18 protein-coding genes are annotated in these 22112 nt (G+C 70.3%); 3 read left to right on the top strand and 15 right to left on the bottom strand.

Going from position 1 to position 22112, the window contains the following annotated elements:
* Nucleotides 1-128: 128 nt before the first annotated feature.
* The gene (locus ACWPN8_RS17085; RefSeq protein ID WP_492241570.1) at nucleotides 129-1016 is read right to left on the bottom strand and encodes a ParB/RepB/Spo0J family partition protein; all 888 of its coding nucleotides are present in this window, start codon (nucleotides 1014-1016) and stop codon (nucleotides 129-131) included.
* Complete coding sequence (locus tag ACWPN8_RS17080) at nucleotides 1006-2019, bottom strand: AAA family ATPase (protein ID WP_109451103.1); 1014 nt, start codon at nucleotides 2017-2019, stop codon at nucleotides 1006-1008. The genes ACWPN8_RS17085 and ACWPN8_RS17080 overlap by 11 nt, the downstream gene beginning before the upstream one ends.
* Before the next feature lie 375 nt (nucleotides 2020-2394).
* Between ACWPN8_RS17080 and ACWPN8_RS17075 the strand changes: the two genes are divergently transcribed.
* Nucleotides 2395-4449, top strand: coding sequence for a sulfatase-like hydrolase/transferase (locus tag ACWPN8_RS17075; RefSeq protein WP_492241569.1), 2055 nt, complete (start codon nucleotides 2395-2397; stop codon nucleotides 4447-4449).
* 67 nt (nucleotides 4450-4516) lie between these two features.
* Here the strand turns inward: ACWPN8_RS17075 and ACWPN8_RS17070 are convergent, their stop codons facing one another.
* The 8 genes from ACWPN8_RS17070 to ACWPN8_RS17035 form a co-directional block, all read right to left on the bottom strand.
* Nucleotides 4517-4702: a hypothetical protein gene (locus ACWPN8_RS17070; RefSeq protein ID WP_109451099.1), complete on the bottom strand. Its 186-nt coding sequence runs from the start codon at nucleotides 4700-4702 to the stop codon at nucleotides 4517-4519.
* A complete protein-coding gene (locus ACWPN8_RS17065) occupies nucleotides 4699-5847 on the bottom strand; it encodes a PepSY-associated TM helix domain-containing protein (RefSeq protein WP_492241568.1) in 1149 nt (382 codons plus the stop codon). Before ACWPN8_RS17065 ends, ACWPN8_RS17070 begins: the two co-directional genes overlap by 4 nt.
* 40 nt (nucleotides 5848-5887) lie before the next feature.
* A complete protein-coding gene (locus ACWPN8_RS17060; protein ID WP_492241567.1) occupies nucleotides 5888-8389 on the bottom strand; it encodes a TonB-dependent siderophore receptor in 2502 nt (833 codons plus the stop codon).
* A 180-nt stretch (nucleotides 8390-8569) separates the two neighbouring features.
* Nucleotides 8570-9613, bottom strand: coding sequence for a FecR family protein (locus tag ACWPN8_RS17055; RefSeq protein ID WP_492241566.1), 1044 nt, complete (start codon nucleotides 9611-9613; stop codon nucleotides 8570-8572).
* A 99-nt stretch (nucleotides 9614-9712) separates the two neighbouring features.
* Nucleotides 9713-10237, bottom strand: a complete 525-nt coding sequence (locus tag ACWPN8_RS17050) for an RNA polymerase sigma factor (RefSeq protein WP_492241565.1) — start codon at nucleotides 10235-10237, stop codon at nucleotides 9713-9715.
* 212 nt (nucleotides 10238-10449) lie between these two features.
* Entirely contained in the window at nucleotides 10450-12909 is a 2460-nt protein-coding gene (locus ACWPN8_RS17045) for a TonB-dependent siderophore receptor (RefSeq protein WP_492241564.1), read from the bottom strand.
* A 145-nt stretch (nucleotides 12910-13054) separates the two neighbouring features.
* Nucleotides 13055-14032: a FecR family protein gene (locus tag ACWPN8_RS17040; RefSeq protein ID WP_492241563.1), complete on the bottom strand. Its 978-nt coding sequence runs from the start codon at nucleotides 14030-14032 to the stop codon at nucleotides 13055-13057.
* Nucleotides 14029-14535, bottom strand: a complete 507-nt coding sequence (locus ACWPN8_RS17035; protein WP_109451093.1) for a sigma-70 family RNA polymerase sigma factor — start codon at nucleotides 14533-14535, stop codon at nucleotides 14029-14031. Before ACWPN8_RS17035 ends, ACWPN8_RS17040 begins: the two co-directional genes overlap by 4 nt.
* A 283-nt stretch (nucleotides 14536-14818) precedes the next feature.
* Between ACWPN8_RS17035 and ACWPN8_RS17030 the strand changes: the two genes are divergently transcribed.
* Both ACWPN8_RS17030 and ACWPN8_RS17025 read left to right on the top strand, forming a co-directional pair.
* Nucleotides 14819-16027 carry an efflux RND transporter periplasmic adaptor subunit gene (locus ACWPN8_RS17030; protein ID WP_492241562.1) on the top strand — a complete coding sequence of 403 codons (1209 nt, stop codon included), beginning with the start codon at nucleotides 14819-14821 and terminating at the stop codon, nucleotides 16025-16027.
* On the top strand, nucleotides 16024-17973 hold the full coding sequence (locus ACWPN8_RS17025; protein ID WP_492241561.1) for a MacB family efflux pump subunit: 1950 nt from the start codon (nucleotides 16024-16026) through the stop codon (nucleotides 17971-17973). Before ACWPN8_RS17030 ends, ACWPN8_RS17025 begins: the two co-directional genes overlap by 4 nt.
* Nucleotides 17974-18065: 92 nt before the next feature.
* Here the strand turns inward: ACWPN8_RS17025 and ACWPN8_RS17020 are convergent, their stop codons facing one another.
* The 5 genes from ACWPN8_RS17020 to ACWPN8_RS17000 are packed head-to-tail and all read right to left on the bottom strand — an operon-like array spanning nucleotide 18066 to nucleotide 22104.
* Nucleotides 18066-18938, bottom strand: coding sequence for a metal ABC transporter substrate-binding protein (locus ACWPN8_RS17020; RefSeq protein ID WP_492241560.1), 873 nt, complete (start codon nucleotides 18936-18938; stop codon nucleotides 18066-18068).
* Entirely contained in the window at nucleotides 18935-19825 is an 891-nt protein-coding gene (locus ACWPN8_RS17015; protein WP_492241559.1) for a metal ABC transporter permease, read from the bottom strand. Before ACWPN8_RS17015 ends, ACWPN8_RS17020 begins: the two co-directional genes overlap by 4 nt.
* Nucleotides 19822-20562 (bottom strand): metal ABC transporter ATP-binding protein, encoded by a 741-nt coding sequence (locus ACWPN8_RS17010; protein ID WP_492241557.1) that lies wholly within the window; start codon nucleotides 20560-20562, stop codon nucleotides 19822-19824. The genes ACWPN8_RS17015 and ACWPN8_RS17010 overlap by 4 nt, the downstream gene beginning before the upstream one ends.
* Nucleotides 20559-21488 carry a metal ABC transporter solute-binding protein, Zn/Mn family gene (locus tag ACWPN8_RS17005; protein WP_492241556.1) on the bottom strand — a complete coding sequence of 310 codons (930 nt, stop codon included), beginning with the start codon at nucleotides 21486-21488 and terminating at the stop codon, nucleotides 20559-20561. The genes ACWPN8_RS17010 and ACWPN8_RS17005 overlap by 4 nt, the downstream gene beginning before the upstream one ends.
* A gap of 10 nt (nucleotides 21489-21498) precedes the next feature.
* On the bottom strand, nucleotides 21499-22104 hold the full coding sequence (locus tag ACWPN8_RS17000) for a DUF6162 family protein (protein WP_492241555.1): 606 nt from the start codon (nucleotides 22102-22104) through the stop codon (nucleotides 21499-21501).
* Nucleotides 22105-22112 lie beyond the last annotated feature (8 nt).

Below are 22112 nucleotides of genomic sequence, written 5' to 3'. Positions count from 1 at the left end.
ACGGCGTGCCCCGGGCTGGGGCCAGAAGTCCCCTCTCCCCCCTGGGGAGAGGGAGATTCAGATGGGAGAGTTCATCTCCCGGTCGGAATCCGACCATCCGTCCTGCGGTGGTCGGATTCCGACCGGTCTTACTGTCCGGCCGCGGCCAGGATCGCGTCGATGGCGCTGCGCATGTCGGCCAGCGCCTGACGGTCGGTGTCGGACAGCGACTGCGGCTTGGCCTGGAGGTCCCGCAGCACGTCGCGGGCCTGGAACACCGGCTTGGCGGTCCGGGCGGGCAGGGCGCTGGAGGCGATGCCGGCGGGCGCGCTGACCGGCTCGCGCCGGGACGGACCGGCGGTGGGTGCCGCCGGGGAGGAGGGCGGGGGGCCCATCTCGGCGCGCTTCAGCTTTTCCCAGGCGCGGAGCTGCTCGTCCCGGTCGTCGATGGCGGCGAGCGCCTCCAGCTTCGCCTTGGTCGGGCGCAGCAGGGGATAGTCCTCGCGGATCGCCGGGGCCAGACGCTGGAAGGACAGCATCATGGTGACGTAGGTCTTCTTGCGGCCCAGCGCCTCGGCGAGCTGGCGGTGGGAATAGCCGTGCCGTTCGGCCAGCCGGGCCAGCGCGTCCGATTCCTCCAGCGGGTTCAGGTCGCTGCGCTGGAGGTTCTCGACGATGGCGATCTCCTCGTCGTCGTCGCCGGTGAACAGGATGCCGAAGATGGTCTCCCGCCCCAGCAGCCGCGTCGCCCGCAGCCGCCGCTCGCCATAGACCAGCTGCCAGCGGTCGTCGGCGGTCTGGCGCACGCCGATGGGCTGTTGCAGCCCGTGACGCTCGATGGAGGCGGCCAGGCCGCGCAACTCCTCCTCGTCGAACTCGCGGCGCGGCTGGTTCGGGTTGGGGGCGATGCGGTCGACCGGCACCTCCACCAGATGCGGCGCATGGCGGCTGAGGCCGAACAGCGCGTCCTTCATCCTGGCGGTTGCGGTGGCGCTCTGCGCCGGCTTGGTTGCCTTGCCGAGAAGACTACGCGACACGGTCGACCTCCTTGATGCGGGCGGTGCGTTCCTCGGCCAGGGCGGACGCGACATCGCGGTAGACGGCGGCGCCGGCGACGTCCGGCATCGCTTCCACCGCCGCACGGCCGACCGAGGTCGCCTGGGCATAGACCGACGCCTTCGGCACCGGATCGAACACCCGCAGATGCGGGCCGTATTCCTCGTGGATCTGCTCCAGAACCTCGCGGTCGTTGCGCTCCCGCTGCTTGAAGATGGTCGGCACGATGCCGAGCACCGACAGGCCGGTGTTCATCCGGCGGCGGATCTTGGTGACGTTCTCCAAGAGGAAGGCCATGCCGAGCAGGCTGAACTTCTCGGTCTGGCAGGGGATGACTGCGGTGTGGGCGGCGACCATGGCGTTCTTGGTCAGCTCGCCGATGTTGGGGGGCGTGTCGATGACGATGAAGTCGAAGCTGCGCTTCGCCGCGGCGATCTTCTCCTTCATGATGAAATCGCCGCCGGCCTCCTTGCCCAGCTCCACCTCGGTCTCGGCGAGACGGATGGAGGAGGGGGCGACGCGCAGGCCGCTTTCCGGCACGGTGACGAGGATGTCGTCCAGCTCCAGGTCGCCATGCATGACGTAGTAGAGGGTCTTGCCCTCCGTCTCCATGGTGTAGGAGTCGATGCCGAGATGCTGGGTGGCGTTGGCCTGCGGATCGCAGTCGATCAGCATGGTGGCATAGCCCTTGATCGCCAGCGCCGAGGCGATGTTCACCGCCGACACCGTTTTTGCGCAGCCGCCCTTCTGGTTCGCCACGACGACGACCAGGGCCGGGCCGCCCAACCTTTCCGGCTCCGGCCCGTTGATTTCGCGCGTCATCAGGGCATCGACCGCCGCCGGGATGCGCTCCGCGTCATTTTCCCAGCGGCTGATCTTCTGCTTGTCGTAGCGGCGTTGCAGCCGTTCGTTCAGCCAGACGGCGAACTCGGACTGCGACAGTCCTTTCGCTTCCCGATGGGTCCGCAACTCGTCGCCCTTCACCGTCCCCTCCCCAGCATGAACCGGGCCGGAGGGTAGGGGTAGACGCTACAATGGTCAAGGAAACGCTCCTCGGCCTCGGCGGGAGGAATGGAGCGGGAAATTCGATTTTCTGCGTTGCAGCAGAGATTCCAAAAGATATGAGGTGACCTTGAAGGGAAATGCATGCTCCAGTATGAATAAAATTTACGATTTCCAAGTTAAAATTGCCACCAATACCGTTTGACGCCCTGAATATTATCAAACTACCTTTGGGGCGTAAACGAAGAAACAGGGCTCTGGCCAGCCTCCACAACGGAAATTCATTCCTTTTCCGAAGGCCGATTGCCCATTGACGTTGCTTTTCCCCAATATGGATTGCAAAAGGATAATAGTGTCATGACCGAGCATGCCAACCGGCCGCAGCGCAACGGCGCGCAGCCCAACATCCTGCTGATTTCCGTCGATCAATACCGCTACCCGCGCTTCTCCTATGGCCCCAACGGCGGGCTGGCGGAACCGCTGAAGCGCATCCTGGGCTTCCGGGGCGAGGCGGATGTGGGCGAGAACGACTATGCCCGCTTCTTTCCCGGCCTGACCCGGCTGCGCCGGAACGCGGTGGCGCTGCACAACCACACCATCGGGTCCAGCGCCTGCACCCCCAGCCGCGCGGTGATGTTCACCGGCCAGTACGGCAACCGCACCGGCGTGACCCAGACCGACGGCATGTTCAAGGACGGCAACGCGGCGCGCTTCCCGTGGCTGGAGGCCGACGGCCATCCCACCATGGGCCATTGGATGCAGGCCATCGGCTATTCCTCGCATTATTTCGGCAAATGGCATGTCAGCAACCCGGCCGGCCATTCGCTCCAGCGCTACGGCTTCTCCGACTGGGAGCTGTCCTATCCCGAGCCCCATGGGGCGGCGATCAACAACCTGGGCCTCTACCGCGACGCCGGCTTCGCCGACAACGCCTGCCTGTTCCTGCGCCGCCGCGGGCTGGCGCTGCCCTACAATTACGGGGTTTCGGCGGACGAGGCGCGGCCCGGTTCCAACACCCCGGCCACCGACGCGGCGGAGCGCCCGTGGTTCGCGGTGGTGTCCTTCACCAACCCCCACGACATCGCGACATACCCCACGGTGATTTCGCAGGCGCTGCCGCCGACCGACGGAAGCGCTGCGAAGACCCAGCCGGTGTTCGGCCCGCTCGACGTGCCCCTCCAGGGCCAGTCGTCGTACCCGCCGACCGAGGGCACCATGGCGATGCCGCTCAACCCGCAGGGCTTCCCGCAGGATTGCGCTGGTCGGATTCCGACCTGGGACGAGGATTTGTCGACCAAGCCGTCCTGCCAGTTCGATGCCGCCTACAAGATCGGCCTCGCTTTGTCCGCCAAGGCGAGCCATGGCGCCGTCAGCGCCGCCGGGGACGTGGCCGGGTCCGCCGACTGGGAAGCCGCGGTGGCGATGGCGCTGAAATTCACCATCCCGTTCCAGCTCTCCGAGGATCCGGAGGGGTACAGCATCCAGCTGCTGCAATTCTATGGCTGGCTGCATTCCCAGGTCGATCCGCAGATCAACCGCGTGCTCCAGGCCCTGGAGGATTCGGGCCAGGCCGACAACACCATCGTGATCTTCGTGGCCGACCATGGCGAGCTGGGGGCCGCCCACAACATGATGCTGGAGAAGTGGCACGTCGCCTATGAGGAGGCCGTGCATGTGCCGATGGTGGTGCGGTTCCCGGCCTCGATGGGCGGCGACGGGACCTCGCTGCGGCATGTGGAGGCCGTGACCAGCCACGCCGACCTCGTGCCCACCGTGCTGGGCCTGACCGGCGTCGGCCGCAGGGCCCTGGACAAGGCGGCGGACGAGCTGGCCAAGCGCCACACCATGGCGCCGCTGCCGGGCGTCGACCTGACCCCGGTGCTGAAGGCCCCCGGCACGCCGGTGACCTATCCCAACGGCGAGCCGCGCGAAGGCGTGCTGTTCATGACCGACGACGAGGTGACACAGCCCTCCGAGGGCGGCCGGATCACCGAGCCCGACTATTACGGCGCCTACGAGGTGTATTGCCGGACCGTCGAGGCGGTGCGTGCCGGCGACTTCAAGGTCAAGCCGGTGCCGGACCTGTCCCCCGGCCCGGTGCGCCAGCCCAACCACATCCGCTGCGTGCGCACCGACACCGCCAAGCTGGCCCGCTACTTCGACCCGGCGAACCCGCTCCTGCTGGAATGGGAGATGTACGACCTGAACCGGGATCCGAACGAGGAAACCAACCTCCTGGAGGTGACCGGGCAGGCCCCGACGGCGCGCACCGACCTGGACAACCTGCCGGGCTGGTACGACGTGGCGGCGGTCCAGGCGGATGCCGACCGCCTCGCCGCCCTGCTGGCGGATGTGGAGCGCCGGGCGGGGCTGGAGCCGTTCGTTCCGGCCGAACAGCCGGTGCCGGCGTAACGGGAATGCGGGGGCCTGGGAAACCGGGGCCCCCGCAGGCCGCCGGGGGCAGCGCCGGAAGGGGCCGTCAGCGCTCGCGGTTCCGCCAGGACCAGGCTGCGGCCAGCACGGGCACCGACAGCGCCGCCCAGGACAGGGCGTCCACCAGCCCGTCGTCCAGCAGGGCGGTGACCAGCCCGGCGGCGGTGACGAGCGCGATTGCGGCGGGAATGCCGAAGATCGCCAGCAGGGGGAGGGGCGCGCGCGGCTTCATTCCGCAGCGTCCCCGACGGCGCTGCGCAGGCCGGGAGCGGCGGCGGCGTGGTCCTGCGCGGTGCGGCGGCGGGCGACCCAGAGATAGAGGCCGCTGCCGAGGATGACGATGGTCAGCACGTCAAGCACCGCCCACAGGATCTTCATCGGCAGCCCGCCGTAATCGCCGAAATGCAGCGGCTGCGACAGCCGCAGCGCCAGCATGTACCAGGGCATGGAGCGCATGTCGGTGAAGGCCCCTGTCTCGGCGTCGATCAGGGCTGGGGTCAGGATGCGGTTGGTGGCCGGCGTGGCTCCCTTCAGCCAGACCGCGTAATGGTGGTTGCTGGAGAAGCGCACGCCGGGGAAGGCGATGAATTGCGGGCGCATGCCGGGAGCCGCCTCCATCGCGGTGCGGACGGCGGCATCGACGGAGGCGAAGCGCTCCGGGACCGGCTTGCCCTGATAGGGGGCGATCATCGCCGCCAGCTCGTTGGAGCGCCAGTAGGCGACCAGCGGCACCGACAGGGTGTTGATGACGCCGGTCAGCCCGACCACCACCACCCACATCAGCGTGACGATGCCCAGCATGTTGTGCAGGTCGAGCCATTTCAGCCGCCTGCTGCGCCCGGCCCGCACGGTGCCGAAGGACAGCTTGCGCATGAAGGGGGCGTAGATCACCACGCCCGACAGGGTGGCGACGAACAGCAGGAAGCCCATGAACCCCAGGAACAGCTCGCCGGGCAGGCCGGCGAACATGTCGACGTGCAGGCGCAGCATCACATGCATGAAGCCCTTGTCGTCGTTCAGGTCGGCCAGGATCCGCGTGCTGCGCAGGTCGATGGCGGAGATGTGCATCTGCGACACCGGCGGGCGGGCGCCCGGTCCGGTGGTGACGTTCACCACCGGCCGGTCCTCGTCGAAGCTGAGGAACAGCGGACGCTCGCCGGGGTAGGTCGCCAGCGCCGTCGCCACCGCCTCGTCCAGCGACTTCAGCGGCGTTTCGGCCGGCATCGGCGGCAGGGTGTGTTCCGCCGTCAGCGCCTCGATCTCGTCATGGAAGATCAGCGGCAGGCCGGTCAGGCACAGCAGCAGCATGAAGACCGTGCAGATCAGGCTGGTCCATTTGTGGATCAGCGTCCAGGCCCGGATGGTTCGGTTGGTCATCGCAAGCTCCTCATGCCGCCGTCAACACTCTGCCGGCCGGTCAGAAATCGACCGAGACGGACAGCTTGGCCGTCAGCGGGGCGCCCTGGCTCAGGTAGCCGCCGTAGGCGGACGCCCAATAGGCCTTGTCGGTCACATTCTCCACCGCCGCGCGGATGGTGACCGGACGGTTCTGGACGTCGGCGATCATCCGCGCGCCGACGTCGAAGCGGGTCCAGCTCGGGATCTTCAGCGTGTTGGCGGTGTTGAGATACTGCGCCCCGGTGTGGATCACGCGGCCGGTCAGCGTCACGGTGGGGAAGGAGGCGGGCAGGAAGGGCAGGTCCCATTCGACGTTGGCGTTGAACTGGTGGCGCGGCACGCCGACGGCGTCCTTGCCTTCGGTCGCGGCGTTGCCGGTGTCGGTCAGTTCCGGATCGATGAAGGTGGCGCCGCCCAGCAGCCGCAGGCCCTGCACCGGTTCGCCATACAGCATCAGCTCGACGCCGCGGTTGCGCTGTTCGCCGGACACGCTGTAGAGGCGGGTGAAGGCGTCGGTGACGCCGCTGGGCTGGGTGGTCTGGAACAGCGACAGCGAGCCGCCGAAGCTGCCGAAATCGAGCTTGCCGCCGACCTCGTACTGGACGGAGCGGTAGGGCTCGAAGATCTCCCCGGCATTGGCCGCGGTGGACGGGGCGGTCGGACCCTGGGCCAGCCCTTCGATCCGGTTGGCGTAGAGCGACAGTTCCTTCAGCGGCTTCACCACCAGCCCGACCACCGGCGTCAGCGCCGACTGGTCGTAATCGGAGGTGCGGGCGCCGTTGGCCCGGTTGTAGCCGCGGACCTGGATGTTCTGCTGGCGCAGGCCGGCGGTGAGCATCACCCGGTCGTCCAGGATCGACAGCGTGTCGGAGGCGTAGACGCTGCGCAGCACCGACTCGCTGACCTTCGGCAGGTCGCCCGTCATGCCGCTGGCCGAGGTCGTTGCCGAACGCGGCATGCCGACCATGCGGTAGAGGTTGATGGCGGTGGTGGTGCCGAACTCGAAGCCGTTGTTGTTGGTGGTCCGCAGCGCCGAGGCGCCGGCGTTCAGCTGGTGGCGGACCGGGCCGGTGTGCAGGTCGGCGCGGACGCCGGCCTGGCCGGTGCTGGTGAAATCCTCGCGCGGGACGGTCAGGCGCCTGACCGTGCCGGTGCCGTCGGGCCGCGTGACGGTGGGGGAGCCGTAGTCGCCGTCCTCGCGCATGCTGCGCAGGCCGAAGGCGCCGTAGGCGGTCAGGTTGGGCAGGATGTCGTATTCGGCGCGGACCTGCCCGAAGGTGTCGCGCATCTGCGAATAGGTCCAGGGCTGCGCGTAGTTCTGCGAGGCCGAGGGCACGGCCGGCACGAAGCTGCCGAAATAGACCACCGGGCGGCCCTGCTCCACCCGCTGGGTCTGGGTGCCGACGTCGAGCGTCACCCGGGCGCGCTCGCCGCGGTAATCCAGCGCCAGGGAGCCGAGCTTCAGCGTCCGCTCCTCGTCGTTGACGGCGGTGTCGCCGCCGCGGACCGCGGCGTTGACGCGCACGCCGAACTGGTTGGCGTCGCCGAAGCGGCGGCCGACATCGGCGGACAGGCCGAGCCGGCTGTCCATGGCATAGCTGGCGGTCAGGCGGGTCAGCGGTTCGTCCTCCGCCCGCTTGGGCACGAGGTTGACGCCGCCGCCGATGCCGGAGCCGCTGGGGGCCGCCCCGTTCAGGAAGGCGTTGGCGCCCTTCAGGACCTCAACCCGTTCGAACATGTTGGTGGCGACGATCTGGCGCGGCGCCGTACCATAGAGGCCGTCGACCGACAAATCCTCGCCCGCCAGCTGGAAGCCGCGGATGACGAAGCTTTCCGCGAAATTGCCGTAGCCGAGGCTGCTGCGCACCGCCGGGTCATTGGCCAGCACGTCGGCGATCGTCTCCGCCTGCTGGTTGCGGATGGTCTCGGCGGTGTAGCCGGTGACGGAGAACGGAACGTCCATCGCATCCTGGTTGCCGAGCGCGCCGATCCGCCCGCCGCGCGCCACCTGCCCGCCGGCAAAGGCCAGGGGCAGGGCGCCGGGGCCGCCGGCGGTCCGGTTGCCTTCGATCTGCACCGGGTCGAGCTGGACGGCGCCACCCGCCGCCACGCGTTCGACCGTGACGGTTTCGGTGTTGAGGAAGCGGGCGACCAGCCCGGTGCCGGACAGCAGGCGGTTCAGCCCCTCGCGCGCGGTCATCGCCCCGCTGACGCCGGGGGAGGCGACGCCCTGGGTCACGGCGCCGGGGGTCAGCACCTGGATGCGGGTGGCGGCGGAGAAGGCGGCGAGCGCCCCGTCGACCGACTGCGGCGCGATGGCGAAGCTGACGGCGTTTGCGGAGGTGCCGGCCGGGTTCGTTTGCGCCATCGCCGCGGGAATGCCGGGCAGCAGCAGCCCCGGCGCGATCAGCACCGTCGTCGCCAGCAGCCGCCCCAGGAACCGCCGCTTCTGGAACCGCCGCTTCAGGACCAAGCGGCCGGACGGACCACCATGGTCACCGCCCCGAGATCCGCTCTTCATGCCAAACCTCGCCCCAAACTTCGCCAATGCCATCGCTCGCCTCTGATATCCGGTGAGAGACCGCGCCGCGTTCTGCGACTGCGTCTCATTCTCTTCTTTCCCGGACATGACGATGGGACGGCGGGGATCCCTGGGAGGTTTTTTCAGGCCTGCCGATTTTTTTCAGGCCAGCAGCATTTTTCAGCGCAGCAGGGTCAGATAGGGGGTGATGCGGGTGGCGTGGACGCCGAGGCCGCGTTCCAGCGCATCGAAGACGGCATCCGGGCGGTCTAGCGCGAAGACGCCGGAGACCACGCGCTCCGCCGCCTCGTCGTTCAGCAGGACCACCCGGCCCGGCCATTGCGCGTTCAGCGCGGCGATGACGGAGGCCAGCGACTGCTGGCGGAAGACGATCTGCCCCTGGCGCCAGGCGAAGGCGACGGCGGGATCGGCCGCCCGTGGCCCGCTCAGGCCGAGCGGACCGGCCTCCGCACTTTCGCCGGCGCGCAGGCGGACGCTGTCGGGCCAGGGGGCGTGGCTGTCGGTGCCGGGATGGGCGGAGACCTCCACCAGCCCGTCGCCGACGGTGACGGTCGTGCGCCCGTCCTCGCGCCGGACGCTGAACTGGGTGCCCAGCACGCGGGCGGCGCCGGCCCCGCCATCGACGACGAAGGGATGGTCGGGGTCGCGGGTGACGTGGAACCACGCCTCCCCGCGCAGGATGCGGACGCGCCTCTCGCCGTCCCGGAAATCGAGCGCCAGTGCGGTGCCGCCGTTCATCTCGGCGGTGGAGCCGTCTGGCAAGGCCACTGTCCGGCGCTGTCCGGCCGCAGTGACCTGATCGGCGACGGCATCCTGGTAGAGCGTCGGTCCACGCCAGACGCCGAGCCCGCCGACAACCAGCAGGACCGCCATCGCCGCGGCGAAGCGCCGGACACCGCCAAATGCCGCCGGGCGGCGGGACGGCGCGCTGCGGGATCCGGCATAGGCGGCGCGGTGGGCCGCACGGGCCGGCTCCTTCAGGTCGTGCAGCAGGCTTTGCACGTCGGTCCAGGCATCGGCATGGGCGGGGCTGCGGGCCAGCCATTCGGCGAGGGCGGCACGCTCGGCCGGCGTGTGGTCGTCGGATTGCAGGCGGAAGAACCACGCGTTGGCTTCGGAGAACAGCCGGTCCTCATTGGATCCGTCAATGTCGGACCCATTCTCTGGCGCTCCCCTGCGCTGGTCATCCCAATGATCCGTCACGTCCTGCCGCAAGCTCCTGTTTGCCTCGTATGATGGAAGACGATCGGCGCAGCCCGATCCCTCAAAGAAAATGACCCGACGGGACGCGGGCTCCGCCCGTCAGCGCAGCGGACGCCGTTTCATGTGGGCGCGGCACTGCTCCAGTGCGGTGCGCAGATGGTACTCCACCGTGCGCGGCGAGATGCCCAGCCGCTCGCCGATGGCGCGGTAGGGCAGCCCTTCGACATGGTAGAGCAGGAACACCTCGCGGGTCTTGGGGGGCAGGGCATCGATGGCGCCGCGCAGCCGGGCCATGGTCTGGGTCCGCTCGACCAGCGCGTCGGCAGCGGGGCCGGCGGCCGGCAGATCGTCGCCGGGCGGCCCGGCCTCGCGCAGGCGCTGGCGCCGGGCGGCCCGGCAATGGTCGAGCGCGATGCGGTCGGCCACAACATAGAGCAGGCCCGCCGGATTCTGGACCGCCTCGCCGTCGGGCAGGCGGGCCAGCCGCAGGAAGGCATCCTGCGCCAGATCGCCCGCCGTCTGCGGATCGCCGGTCCGCCGCGCGATGGCACGCTCCACCCGCAGCCGATGCGCATCGAACAGCTCGGCGATCTTGCGCGCCCATGTGCCGACGGCGCCTGTCATCGGGCGCGCCGGGGCCGGGTGTCGTCGAGGAGGGGAGGGCGGAGGGTGTCGGTCACGGATGCGCGGATTGCCGGGGGCGGGGAAGCCGGCAGCCATCGGGCCATCGCCCGGAACGCCGGCCCCACCGGTATAGCCGCACCGAGCTTAGAATGCGAACCATTCTTATTAGCGGGAGACGCCCGGTCCGGACATCCCCCGTTCCCATCCCAGGCTTACCAGCTCGCCCGCAGGGACAGCATCGCGTTGCGCGGCTCGCCGTAATAGCCGTAGGACTGGATGCTGGTCATGTATTTCTTGTCGAACAGGTTGTTGACGTTCAGCGTGGCCGAGACCTTCTCGGTGATCTGGTAGCGGGTCATCAGGTCCACCACGGCGTAGCTGCTCTGCTCGGTGCGCCGGCTGCCGGTGCCGTTGTAGATGTCGCCCTGCCACTTCACATTGCCGCCGACGGTCAGGCGGTCCCAGGAGCCCGGCAGCCGGTAGGTGGTGAACATCTTCAGCGTGTCGCGCGGCACATAGGTCGTCAGGCGCTGGCCGCTGGCGTCCTTCACGGTGGTGTGGGCGAAGCCGCCGCCGACCTGCCAGCCGGGCAGCATCTCGCCGGTCAGCTCCAGCTCGAAGCCCTTGCTCTTGGCGCCCTTGGCCGCCTTGTAGGCCTGCCCGCCGTCCGGGGTGAAGCGGCCGCTGTCGGCGACGGCCAGATTGTCCTGCTGGATCAGGAACACGGCGGCGCTGGCGTTCAGGCGGCCGCCGAAGAACTCGGCCTTGACGCCGGCCTCATAGGCGTCGCCGTCGATCGGGTCGAGGTTCTTGCCGCTGACATCCTTGTAGTCCTGCGGCTTGAAGATGCTGGTGTAGCTGCCATAGACCGACCAGATGTCGGTCACGTCGAAGACGATGCCGGCATAGGGGGTGAGCACGCCGTTCTGCGAGCGCTTGTCCGCGGTGCCGGCAGCGTCGTACGGGTGGCTTTCCTCGCTCTGCTCCCAGCGGCTGATGCGGCTGCCGAGGATGACGGACAGGGCGTCGGTCGGCCGCAGCCGCGTGGCGAGATAGGCCGCCATCTGCCGTTCGTTGGTCTGCGACCAGCCTGTCGGGTTCAGCGTCGGTTGGGCGATGCGGCCGTTCCAGCTGTAGTAGTTGGAAATCGAGGTGTCGTAGCCGTCGATGTACCAGAGCGGATGGTCGAGCCCGCTGCGCTTGGCGTAATAGCCGCCGACGCCGGCCATCAGGTCGTGCGTCCGCCCGAACAGCTCGTAGGGACCGGTCACGTCGGCGTTGATCGAAGTCTGCTGCAGGGTCGAATTCCAGCGGCCGGGCCAGATCCCCATGCCGCTGCCGTCGCGGTTGAGGCTGCCGCGCACGCCGTAGCCGAGCAGGCCGTCATACTCGCGCGTGCTGTGCTCGACATTCAGTGTCGCCGTCCAGCCATTGCCGAAACGGTGCTTCACGTCGCTGAAGACGGTCAGGTTGTCGTGGGTGAAATAGGCCCAGTCGGCGCCGCTGTTGAAGGAGCGCGAAAAGTCCGTCCTGCCGCCGTCGGCGAAGAACAGCGGAAAGCCGGCGCGCGAGGCGTCGTCCGACCTGTGCTTCTGGTATTCGATCCCGACGGTCCACAGCGTGTCGTCGCTGACGTCGGCCTCCAGAACGCCGTAGAGCACCTTCTTGCGTTCGTGCAGCCGGTCGATGAAGCTGTCGCCGTCCTGATAGGCGCCGACGACGCGCCCGCGCAGGCGGCCGTTCTCGACCAGCGGGCCGGACAGGTCCGCTTCGCCGCGGTAGCGGTTCCAGGAGCCGCCCTGTCCCTGGACATAGCCCTGGACGGTCGGGGTCGGACGCTTGCGGACCAGATTGACCGCCGCGGAGGGATCGCCGACGCCGTTCAGCAGGCCGGCCGCCCCGCGCACCACCTCGACACGGTCGAACAGCGCCATGTCGGAGATGCTGTCGCCGAAGCCGTACACCGTCGAGCGCGGGATGCCGTCGACCTGATAATTGCTGACGGCGAAGCCGCGGGCATAGATCTCGGAACCGTCGGCGCCGAGTGCGCCGGACTGCTGCCGCGACACGCCGACGGTCTGGTTGAGAACGTCGCGGATCTCGTTCAGTCCCTGGTCGTCCATGCGCTGGCGGGTCATCACGCTGACCGACTGCGGCGTCTCGCGCAGAGTCAGGTCGAGCTTGGTGGCGCTGGTCGACGGGCCGGCGGCGGCATAGGAGCCGCTGCCCTCGCTGCGGCCGCGGTCGCTGGAGGCGACGCCCTGCACCGTCATGGTGTCGAGCATCGTCGCGCCGTCGCTGCCGCTGACCGGCTTTTCCAGCGTCACCGTGTCGGCGTCGACGAAGCGCGCGGTCAGTCCGGTCCCCGCCAGCAGACGCACCAGCGCCTCGCGCGGGGCCATGGTTCCGGTCACGCCGGGGGAGGAGAGGCCCTGCGCGATGTCGGTCGGATAGAGGACCTGAAGCCCGGCGGCCTGCCCGTAGGCGGCGAGCACGCCCGGCAGGGGACCGCCGGCGATGGCGAAGGCGCGCGTGCCGGTCTGCTGCGCCACCTGCGGAACGGCCGCGGCGCTGGACGTCGCCTGTGCGCCATGCAGCGCGGTCGACGCCAGCAGCATCCCCATCAGGATCGGCTTCCAGCCGATCCGGCCACCCGTTTGTCTCCTGTCCATCCAGCCCGCCGGGCGCCCCCCAGTACCAACCATCGCCATGACCCCCAAAAAATGCGAATGAGTTGCATTTGCCATTCGGTGAGACAGGACGCTGGCCGAAGGGCGGTCCCTCACCTCCCTTCGCAAAAAAACTCTGCGGAACCGGCTAGACGGAACGGATGATGACCAAGCCGGGAAAAGGCCGCATCGTGCGCACGGGCAAGGTGCGGACGATGGCGTTGAGTGCGGCGTCCGGACGGGCGATGTCGACACTGCCGTCGACCTTCAGGGCGGCGAGCGGACGGTCCCACAGCAGGATGCGGGCGGGATGGTAGCGGTTGAGGTCGGCGACCACTGCATCGAGCGGCTGGGCCTGGAAGACCAGCCGTCCCTGCCGCCAGGCGGTCTCCGCCGCCAGCCCATCGCGCAGCAGCGGGCCGGGTCCGTCGGGACCGTAGCTGCGGCAATGGCCGGCGGCGAGATGGACCGGCGGCCGGTTCCCCGCCGCCAGCGTGGCCGTGCCCTTTTCGACCGCAACCACCACATCGTCCGGCCGGCGGTGCACGGTGATTGTGGCGTCCATCATGGTCACGCTGCCGTCGGCGCAGGCCACGGCGAAGGGGCGCCCCGGATCGGGCGCCGCGACGAAGCGCGCCCGGCCATCGATCAGGCGGACCCGGCGCTCCGCGGCGGAAAACTCCACGGCGAGCGCGCTGCCGGCATCGAGCTCGACCGACGAGCCGTCGGCAAGCGCCAGCGAGCGGCGCTCGCCGGTGCCGGTGCGGATCTCGCCCGGCCAGCCGGTCAGGACCACCGTGCCCCCGATCCCGGCGGCGCAGGCCGCGGCCCCGCCCACGCCGAAGGCCAGCAGGCGGCGCCGGGTCGGCAGCGGGCGGACGGCCCTGCCCTGGTTGGGCATACGCGGGTCCGGCAGGCGCGGGTCCGGCAGGCGGCCGAGATCGCTCCAGACGCCGGACAGCCGGTCGAACTCCTGCCGATGGGCGGGATCCCGCGCCAGCCAATCGGCGAAGGCGGCCCGGTCGGCGGCGTCCGCATCGCCGGACTCCAGCCGGACGAACCATGCCAGCGCCGCCTCGCGCGGGTCGCCGGACGGCTCCGGCGGTCTGCCGTCGCGACCGGTCACAGAGCCAGCCGGTCGCGGCAATGGGCCAAGGCCTTCATCACGTGCTTCTCCACCATGCTGCGCGAAATGCCCAGGCGCGCGGCGATGTCGGCATGGCTCAATCCGTCGAATTTGTGAAGCAGAAACACCTCCCGGCAGCGAGGCGGCAGTTCGGCCAGCGCGTGGCTCAGCCGTTCCAGCCGCTGCTTGTGCTCCAGGGCGGTTTCGGCGTCGGGCTCCTCCAGCGGGCGCTCCATCCCCAGCTCGGCCGGGGCGAAGCGGCGTCCGCGCCGGGTCTCCGCCCGCAGCCGGTCGAGCGCGATGTTGTCGGCCATGCGGAACAGGTAGGAGCGCGGGTTGTCGATCTCCGGCAGGGCGGCCAGGCTGCGCAGGCGCAGGTAGGTGTCCTGCACGACGTCTTCGGCGAGGCAGAGCGATCCGAGGCGCCGGGCCAGATGGCCGGTCATCTCCTCGTAATGGACGATCAGCAGACCCAACAGGGAAGACCGGTCTCTTTCAGCCATGACCTCGGCGACACCCGTTCCAGCGATCCATCGGAAATCCAGTGCTAACCATGAATGAGAATCATTCGCAATCTATAGATCGCCCTTTGCGAAAAACTTTGCGGAACGGGGGTGAGGGGGTGGCCGGCGGCGGTCGTCATGACGTGAAGGCGGTCTGTGCGCCGGTTTCCGCCGTCGGGATGGTGTCGCTTCGGGGGTGAGGATCGAGCATCCGCCAAACGTCTATGGTTGAGAACGACACGCATTCGCGTATTTCAATTCCACAGGGACAGCGACCGCCGCCATGACCAGATCACCCCCGCCCGCCCGCCGCCGGTACAGGGCCGTTTTTGCCGTCGGGGTGGTCGTCGCCGGCTTCGCCACCGCCGCCCTGCTGCGTCCCGGCGATCCGGCGGCGTCCGCCGAACTGGCGGCGATCGGGCGCGGCACGGTCGAGGATACGGTGACTGCACTCGGCAAGATCCAGCCGCGCGCCTATGTCGATGTCGGCGCCCAGGTGTCGGGACAGCTGATGCGGCTGCACGTCAAGGTCGGGCAGATGGTGCGCGAGGGCGATCTGCTGGCCGAGATCGACCCCGCCCTGCAACAGGCCAAGGTCGAGGCCGGCCGGGCCGAGCGCGCCCGCCTGACCGCCCTGCTGGACGAGCTGCGGGCGCGCGCCGATTTCGCCCAGGCCCAGCTTGCCCGCCAGACCGCGCTGCGCCGGGTCGAGGCCGGGCGCGGCGAGTCCTACGATCAGGCGCGGATGGAGGCGCGCACCGCCGCCGCCCAGGTCGACGCCACGCTCGCCCAGATCCGCCAGACGGACTCGACCCTCCAGGCCGACGAGGCGCAGCTCGGCTACACCCGCATCTACGCGCCGATGAGCGGCACGCTGATCGCGGTGGACGCCCGCCAGGGCCAGACCATCAACTCGACCTACGAGGCGCCGGTCCTGATGCGGATCGCCGACCTGTCGGCCATGACCGTCTGGACCCAGGTCTCGGAGGCCGACATCACCCGGCTGACCGACGGCATGCCGCTCTATTTCACCACGCTCGGCCATCCCGGCCGGCGCTGGACGGCGCGGTTGCAGCAGATCCTGCCGGCGCCGCCCAAGCCGGTGACGAGCGGCTCCGCCAACGGCGCGGCATCGTCGGGCGGCGGTACAGGGGCAAGCACCGTCGTGCTCTACACCGCCCTGTTCGAGGTCGCCAACGAGCGCGGCGATCTGCGCCCGGAGATGACCGCCCAGGTCTTCTTCGTCGCCGCCGAGGCGAAGGATGCGCTGACGGTCCCGGTCGCCGCCCTGACCGCGACGGACGAGGCGTCCGGGCGGCACAGCGTCGCGATGATCGGGGAGGGCGGCGCCGTCGTGACGCGCGAGGTGCGCATCGGCGTGCGCGACCGTTTCAACGCCCAGATCCTGCAAGGGCTGAGCGAAGGCGAGCGGATCGTGGTGGGCTGGCGGACCGACGACGGCCGGCCGCCCCGCATCGGGTTCCGGCTGTGAGCGCCCCCCTCCTCGTCCTGGAGGACATCCGCAAGACCTACGCGACCGGCGGCGTCGTCGCGGTGGAGGTGCTGCGCGGCGTCTCGCTGACCGTCGAGGCGGGGGAGTTCGTCGCCATCGTCGGCAGCTCCGGCTCGGGCAAGTCGACGCTGATGAACATCCTCGGCGGGCTCGACCGCCCGACCTCCGGCAGCTACCGGGTCGGCGGGCGCGACGTGTCGGAGCTGGAGGGCGATGAGCGGGCGGCCCTGCGGCGCGACGGCTTCGGTTTCGTCTTCCAGCAATATCACCTGATCCCCGGCACCTCGGCGCAGGAGAATGTCGAGATGCCGGGCCGTTATGCCGGCCTGCCCGCCGCCTTGCGGGAAAGCCGCGCCGCGGCACTGCTCGGCCGGCTCGGGCTGGGGGAGCGGCGCCACCACCGGCCCAACCAGCTCTCCGGCGGCCAGCAGCAGCGCGTGTCGATCGCACGGGCGCTGATGAACGGCGCGCCGGTGATCCTGGCCGACGAGCCGACCGGCGCGCTCGACAGCGCCAGCGGCGCCGAGGTGGTGGCCCTGCTGCGCGAACTGGCCGCCGAGGGCCGCACCATCGTCCTGATCACCCACGACCGCAAGGTGGCCGAGGCCGCCGACCGGGTGGTGGAGATGCGCGACGGGCGCATCGTTTCCGACAGCGCAACCGATGGCGGCCGGCGGTCCAGACCCGCCGCCCCTGTTTCCGCTGCGGCCACGGCGGAGCATCACACTCCCGCGTCCGTCTGGACCAGCGCCGGGGAGGCGTTCACGGCGGCGCTGCGCTCGCTGGGGGCGAACGGCTTCCGGACGGCGCTGACCCTGCTCGGCATCGTCATCGGCGTGGCGTCGGTTATCGCGCTGCTCGCCATCGGCGAGGGCGCCAAGCGGGCGGTGATGGCGCGGGTCGGCGCGCTGGGGGTTAACCTGGTCTATGTGCTGGCCGGCAGCGGCGATCCCCGCCTGCCGACCACGCCGCTGACCGAGGCGGACGGCGAGGCCATCCTAAGGCTTCCCAACGTCGAGAGCGTCATGCCCTATCTCGACATGCCGGTGATGGTGCGGTACGGCAACATCGACCACCGGACCAGCGGGCTGGCGACCTCCGCCTCGCTGCCGCTGACCCACCGCTGGCCGGTGGCGGCGGGCTCCTTCTTCACCACCGCCGACGAGCGGGCCGGGGCGGCGGTCGCCGTGCTCGGCCACAATGTCGCGAAACGGCTGTTCCCGAACGGGGAGTCGCCGCTCGGCCGGCATGTGCAGGTCAACAACATTCCCTTCCAGGTCACCGGGGTGATGGGGCAGAAGGGCGATCTCACCGGCAGCCAGGACACCGACGACTGGGTGTTCGTGCCGCTGTCCACCGGGGTGCAGCGGCTGGTCGGCAAGCCCGACCTCCAACTGATCCTGGTGTCGGTCCACACTGTCGGGCGCATCGCCGAGACCCGGGACGCCATCGGCGCGCTGATGACCAAGCGGCACGGGCAGGAGGATTTCCAAATCCGCGACGTGACCGCCCGCATCAGGACGGCGACCGAGACGCAGGACACCATGACGTTGCTGCTCGGCAGTGCGGCGGTGGTGACGCTGCTGGTCGGCGGCATCGGGGTGATGAACATCATGCTGGTCAGCGTGACCGAGCGGACCCGCGAGATCGGCATCCGCATGGCCGCCGGGGCGCGGGCCGCCGACATCGAGCGGCAGTTCCTGATGGAGGCGGCGCTGGTCGCCGGGCTGGGCGGGCTGGTCGGGGTGGCGCTGGGGCTGGCGAGCGGGGCGCTGGTCGGGCTGTTCGTGATGCCGGTGCTGTTCACCGCGACCGCCATCGCCGGGGCGGTGACCTCCGCCGTGGTGACCGGGCTGGTCTTCGGCCTGATCCCCGCCCGCCGCGCCGCCCGCCTCGACCCGGTGGCGGCGCTGTCGAGCGAGTAGGGCGGGGAGGGGGCGCGACAAGCCCTTCTCCCCTTGTGGGAGAAGGGCCCGTCGGGACGCCTATGCGCGGAAAGAGAGGGAACTTCAGCGGCTCAGCGCAGCCCCGCCTCCAGCTGTTCGGCGATCTTCGCCAGGGCGGTGTCGATGGCGGCGGGGGGGCCGCTTTCCAGGCTGTCCAGCACGATCAGGCGGGCACCGCCGTCGGCGACGGCCTGGGCGATCTCCGGGGCGGGCCGGCGGTGGTGGAGCACCGCCGGGATGCGTTCGGCCCGGAGGTAGGCGGTCAGTTCGGCCAGACGCTCCGGCGTCCAGTCGCGGTCGTCGCGGGTCCAGACCTTGCGCAGGTCGAGGCCGAAATCGGCGGCGAGCATGGCGAAGCGGTCGGACAGCGCCGCGACCGACGGGTCGGGCAGTGCTGCGAAGCTCTGCGCCGTCCGCGAGGACAGCGCCAGCAGGCTGCGCTTCATCGTGGCGAGGTTGGCGTCGATGGCAGCGGCCGAGGCCGGGTAGAGGCGCCGCAAATCGGCGGCCAGGATGTCGGCCATCCGTCCGGCATTGGCGACGCCCAGCCAGGGGAAGGCGGCGCCGTCGCGCAGCGCGATGCCGGGCAGGGCGCCGTCCACCGGCCGGGCGGCGTCGATCTCGACCAGCCGGATGTTGGCGCGCCGCGCCAGCGGATAGAGCGGATCCTCCGCCCAGACCGAGCGCAGGGTCAGCACCGCGTCGGCCTTGCGCGCCGCCTCGGCGAACTTGGCCTCGCCGCGCCCGCTGAGGAAGGAGTGCTGGCGGCCCATCGGGATGGCGGGCGGCACCGCCGCTTCGACCTCCACCGCCGTGCCGCGGGTCAGCGCCTGGGCCAGCCCGGCGGTGACCGGATGCCCGGCCAGCACGGTTTCGGCGCCGGCGGTCGGTGCGACCGGGGCCGTCGCCAGCAGCAGGAGCGCTGCGAGCGTGACACGTCTCATCCCTCGTCCCCTCTCATGACCAGACGCGCCAGCAGCGCGCCGAGGAACAGCAGCCCGGCCGCCAGGATGATGGCGCCGCCCGACGGCACCGGCAGGGCGAACTGCACCGGCAGCAGGATGCCGGCCACCGCCGCGATGCTGGCAAAGGCGACCGACAGCAGGAAGAAGCCGCGCAGCGACGAGGCGACGACGCGGGCGGCGGCGGCCGGGATCACCAGCAGGGCGCCGACCAGGATGGCGCCGATGATCTTGACCGAGGCGACGGTGACCACCGTCACCAGCACGATGAACAGATAGTCGAGCCCCTTCACCGGCACGCCGCGCACCCGCGCCAGCGCCGGGTTGAAGCTGGCCAGCAGCAGACGGTTGAACAGCGCCAGCATCGGCAGGGCGACGCCCAGCGCCACCGCCAGCAGCACCGTCAGGTCGCGGTCGTCCACCGTCAGCACCGAGCCGAACAGCACGTTTTCCAGAATGTGGATGTTGACCCGGCTGGCCAGGACCAGCAGCAGGCTGGCGCCGAGCGCCAGCGACACCGACAGGAAGACGCCGATCAGCGTGTCGGAGGTCAGGTTGCTGCGGTTGCGGGTGTAGTTGACCAGCAGCGCGAACAGCAGGCAGTAGCCGAACAGGCTGGCATAGGGGCCGGTGTAGGGCTCCCCCACCAGAATGCCGATGGCGACCCCGGTCAGGGCGGCATGGCCGACCGCCTCTGAGAAGAAGGCCAGCCGCTTGGTCACCACCAGCGTGCCGAGCCCGCCCAGCACCGGGCCGATGACCAGGCCGGAGAGCAGCGCGTTGATCAGGAAGCCGTGGGTCAGCCCGGCGGGCAGCCACCCGGCCGCGGCCCAGCCCTGGATCAGGGCGCGCAGGGTCTCGAAGCTCATGACGCCATCTTTCGGGGAGCGGCGGAGAACAGGCCGAGCACCCGGTCGGGCGACAGCATCTCCGGCGGCGGGCCGTCGAACAGCACGCGCCGGTTCAGCCCCGACACCCGCGTCGCCAGCCGCCGCACCTGGGCGAGGTCGTGCTCGACCCACAGGATGGTGGTGCCGGCGGCGGTCAGCTCGGCCAGCAGGGTCTCGAAGATGGCGACGCCGGCCTCGTCGAGTGCGGTCATCGGCTCGTCGAGGACGATCAGGTCGGGCGCCGGGATCAGCGCCTGGGCGAGCAGCACGCGCTGGCGCTCGCCGCCCGACAGGGCGCCGAAGCGGCGGCGGCCCTTGCCGGCCATGCCGACGCGGGCCAGCGCCTCATCGTAGCCCTGCCGGCGGTCCGGCCCGAGGAAGGCGGGGCGGCGCTGGCACAGCACGGCCAGGAAATCCTCCACCGTCAGCGGCAGGCCGCGGTCGAACTCGACCGCCTGCGGGACGTAGGCGATGATGCCAGGCGCATCCCGTCCGCCATCTCCCGGCCAGTCGAGCCGGATGGTGCCGCGGTGCGGCGCCTGTCCCAGCAGGGCGCGGATCAGCGACGACTTGCCGCCGCCGTTGGGGCCGACCACGGCATGGACGGCACCGGGAGCCACGGCGAGCGAGACCTGTTCGAGGATGGCGGTGCGGCCGAGCGTCAGGTCGACCCGGTCGAACAGGATGGCGGGGCCGTTCGCTCTCCTGCCGCTCATGGCTTGGCCTCCAGCATCGCCTGGACCAGCGTGTCCAGGTTGCGGGTCATCTCGCGCTCGAACCGGTCGGCGGCGTAGTCGCCATGCGAGATGTGGGAGAAGCTGTAGAGCCGGATGCCGGTCTCGCGGCGGATCGTCTCGACATAGGCGCTGGGAAAGTTCAGCTCCGAGAAGATCACCTGCACGTCGAGCCTGCGCATCGTCGCGATGGTCTCGGCAAGCTGGGCCGGGCTCGGCTCGATGCCGTGTGCCGGCTCGACGACGGCGGAGACCTCCAGCCCGAACTCGCGCAGCAGGTAATCGTAGGCGCCGTGGATGGTGGCGACCCTGAGGCGGGTGTCGCCGGCGCTCGCCAGCCTGCCCAGCGCGTCGGCACGCAACTGGCGCAGCCGGCGGGAGTAGGTCCGGGCGTTGGCGGTGTAGGCGTCGGCGTTGGCCGGGTCGAGCCGCCCCAGCTCGCGGGCGATGGTGGCGACCTGAAGAACCGAGCCGGTGATCGACAGGAAGCTGTGCGGGTTGACGACCTTGCCTGCGCCCCGCGCCGCCGACTGTGTCATGGACCCGGCTGCGGGCAGCAGCGGCACGTCGGCGTTGGCCTCGACCACCGGCAGGCCGGGCTTGGACGAGGCGGCGATCATCCGTCCGGCGAAATCGTCGTGGCCGATGCCGTTCAGCACGATGGCGTCGAGGCTGCCGATGCGCTGGATGTCCTCCGGTCGCGGCTCGTAGGCATGCGGGTTGAAGCCGGCGGGGATGATCGGCACCACCTCGGCCCGGTTGCCGACGATGTTGGCGACATAGGAATAATAGGGGTGCAGGGTGATGCCGAAGCGCTTGCGCTCGGCGGCGCCGGCAGCGCCGGCGGGAAGAACGCCGGCCGCCAGGGTGGCGGTGAGGAAGCGGCGGCGGTTCAGGGAAAGGCTCATAAGGGCACACTCATCGGGTCACGCCGGCGGTGAAGGTGGAGGTGATCCGCTTCCAGCCGGCGGCGGCCAGCGACGCCTCGTCGAGGCGGGCGGGCGGTGCCTCGGCGGCGCGCTTCAGCCAGATCCCAGGGCCATGGCCGTCCCCGTCGCCATGCCGGTCCAGCAGCAGGAGCAGCGACCCCGCTTTTCCGGGATCGGCGGACAGGCCGGCATAGGCGACCGTCCCGCCGGCTTCCACCAGGGTCCAGGCATGGCCGCCGCGCGCCGCGGCGCTGGCGTCGGCGGCGAAGGGCGGCAAAGCCTGGGCCGCCAGCTCGGCCGGGGACGGCGCCCGGCCCTTGGATTTGCCGTCGGCCTTGCGCAGGGCGGCGATCTCGTCAGCGATCTGGACGGCGATCTCGGCGGCGGCCATCTTCAGGTCGGCGTGCAGTCCCTGTTCGGCGGCGGTCAGGGCGGTGCGGGAGTCGATCTGGTGGGCGGCCGGGGCGGCCTCGGCTTCCGGTGCCGGCCGCAGCCCGACCGCCGCCGTGGCGGTGGCGAGGATCAGGCCGGCGGCGAGCAGGACCCACAGGGTCTCGCGCTCGGCGCCGGCGCGGCGGACGATCTGGCGATGCATGGGGTGGG

This window comes from Azospirillum sp. UENF 112521, assembly GCF_058780665.1.
Note: the sequence above shows the minus strand (reverse complement) of the source record. Positions and strands in the feature narration are given on the sequence as shown.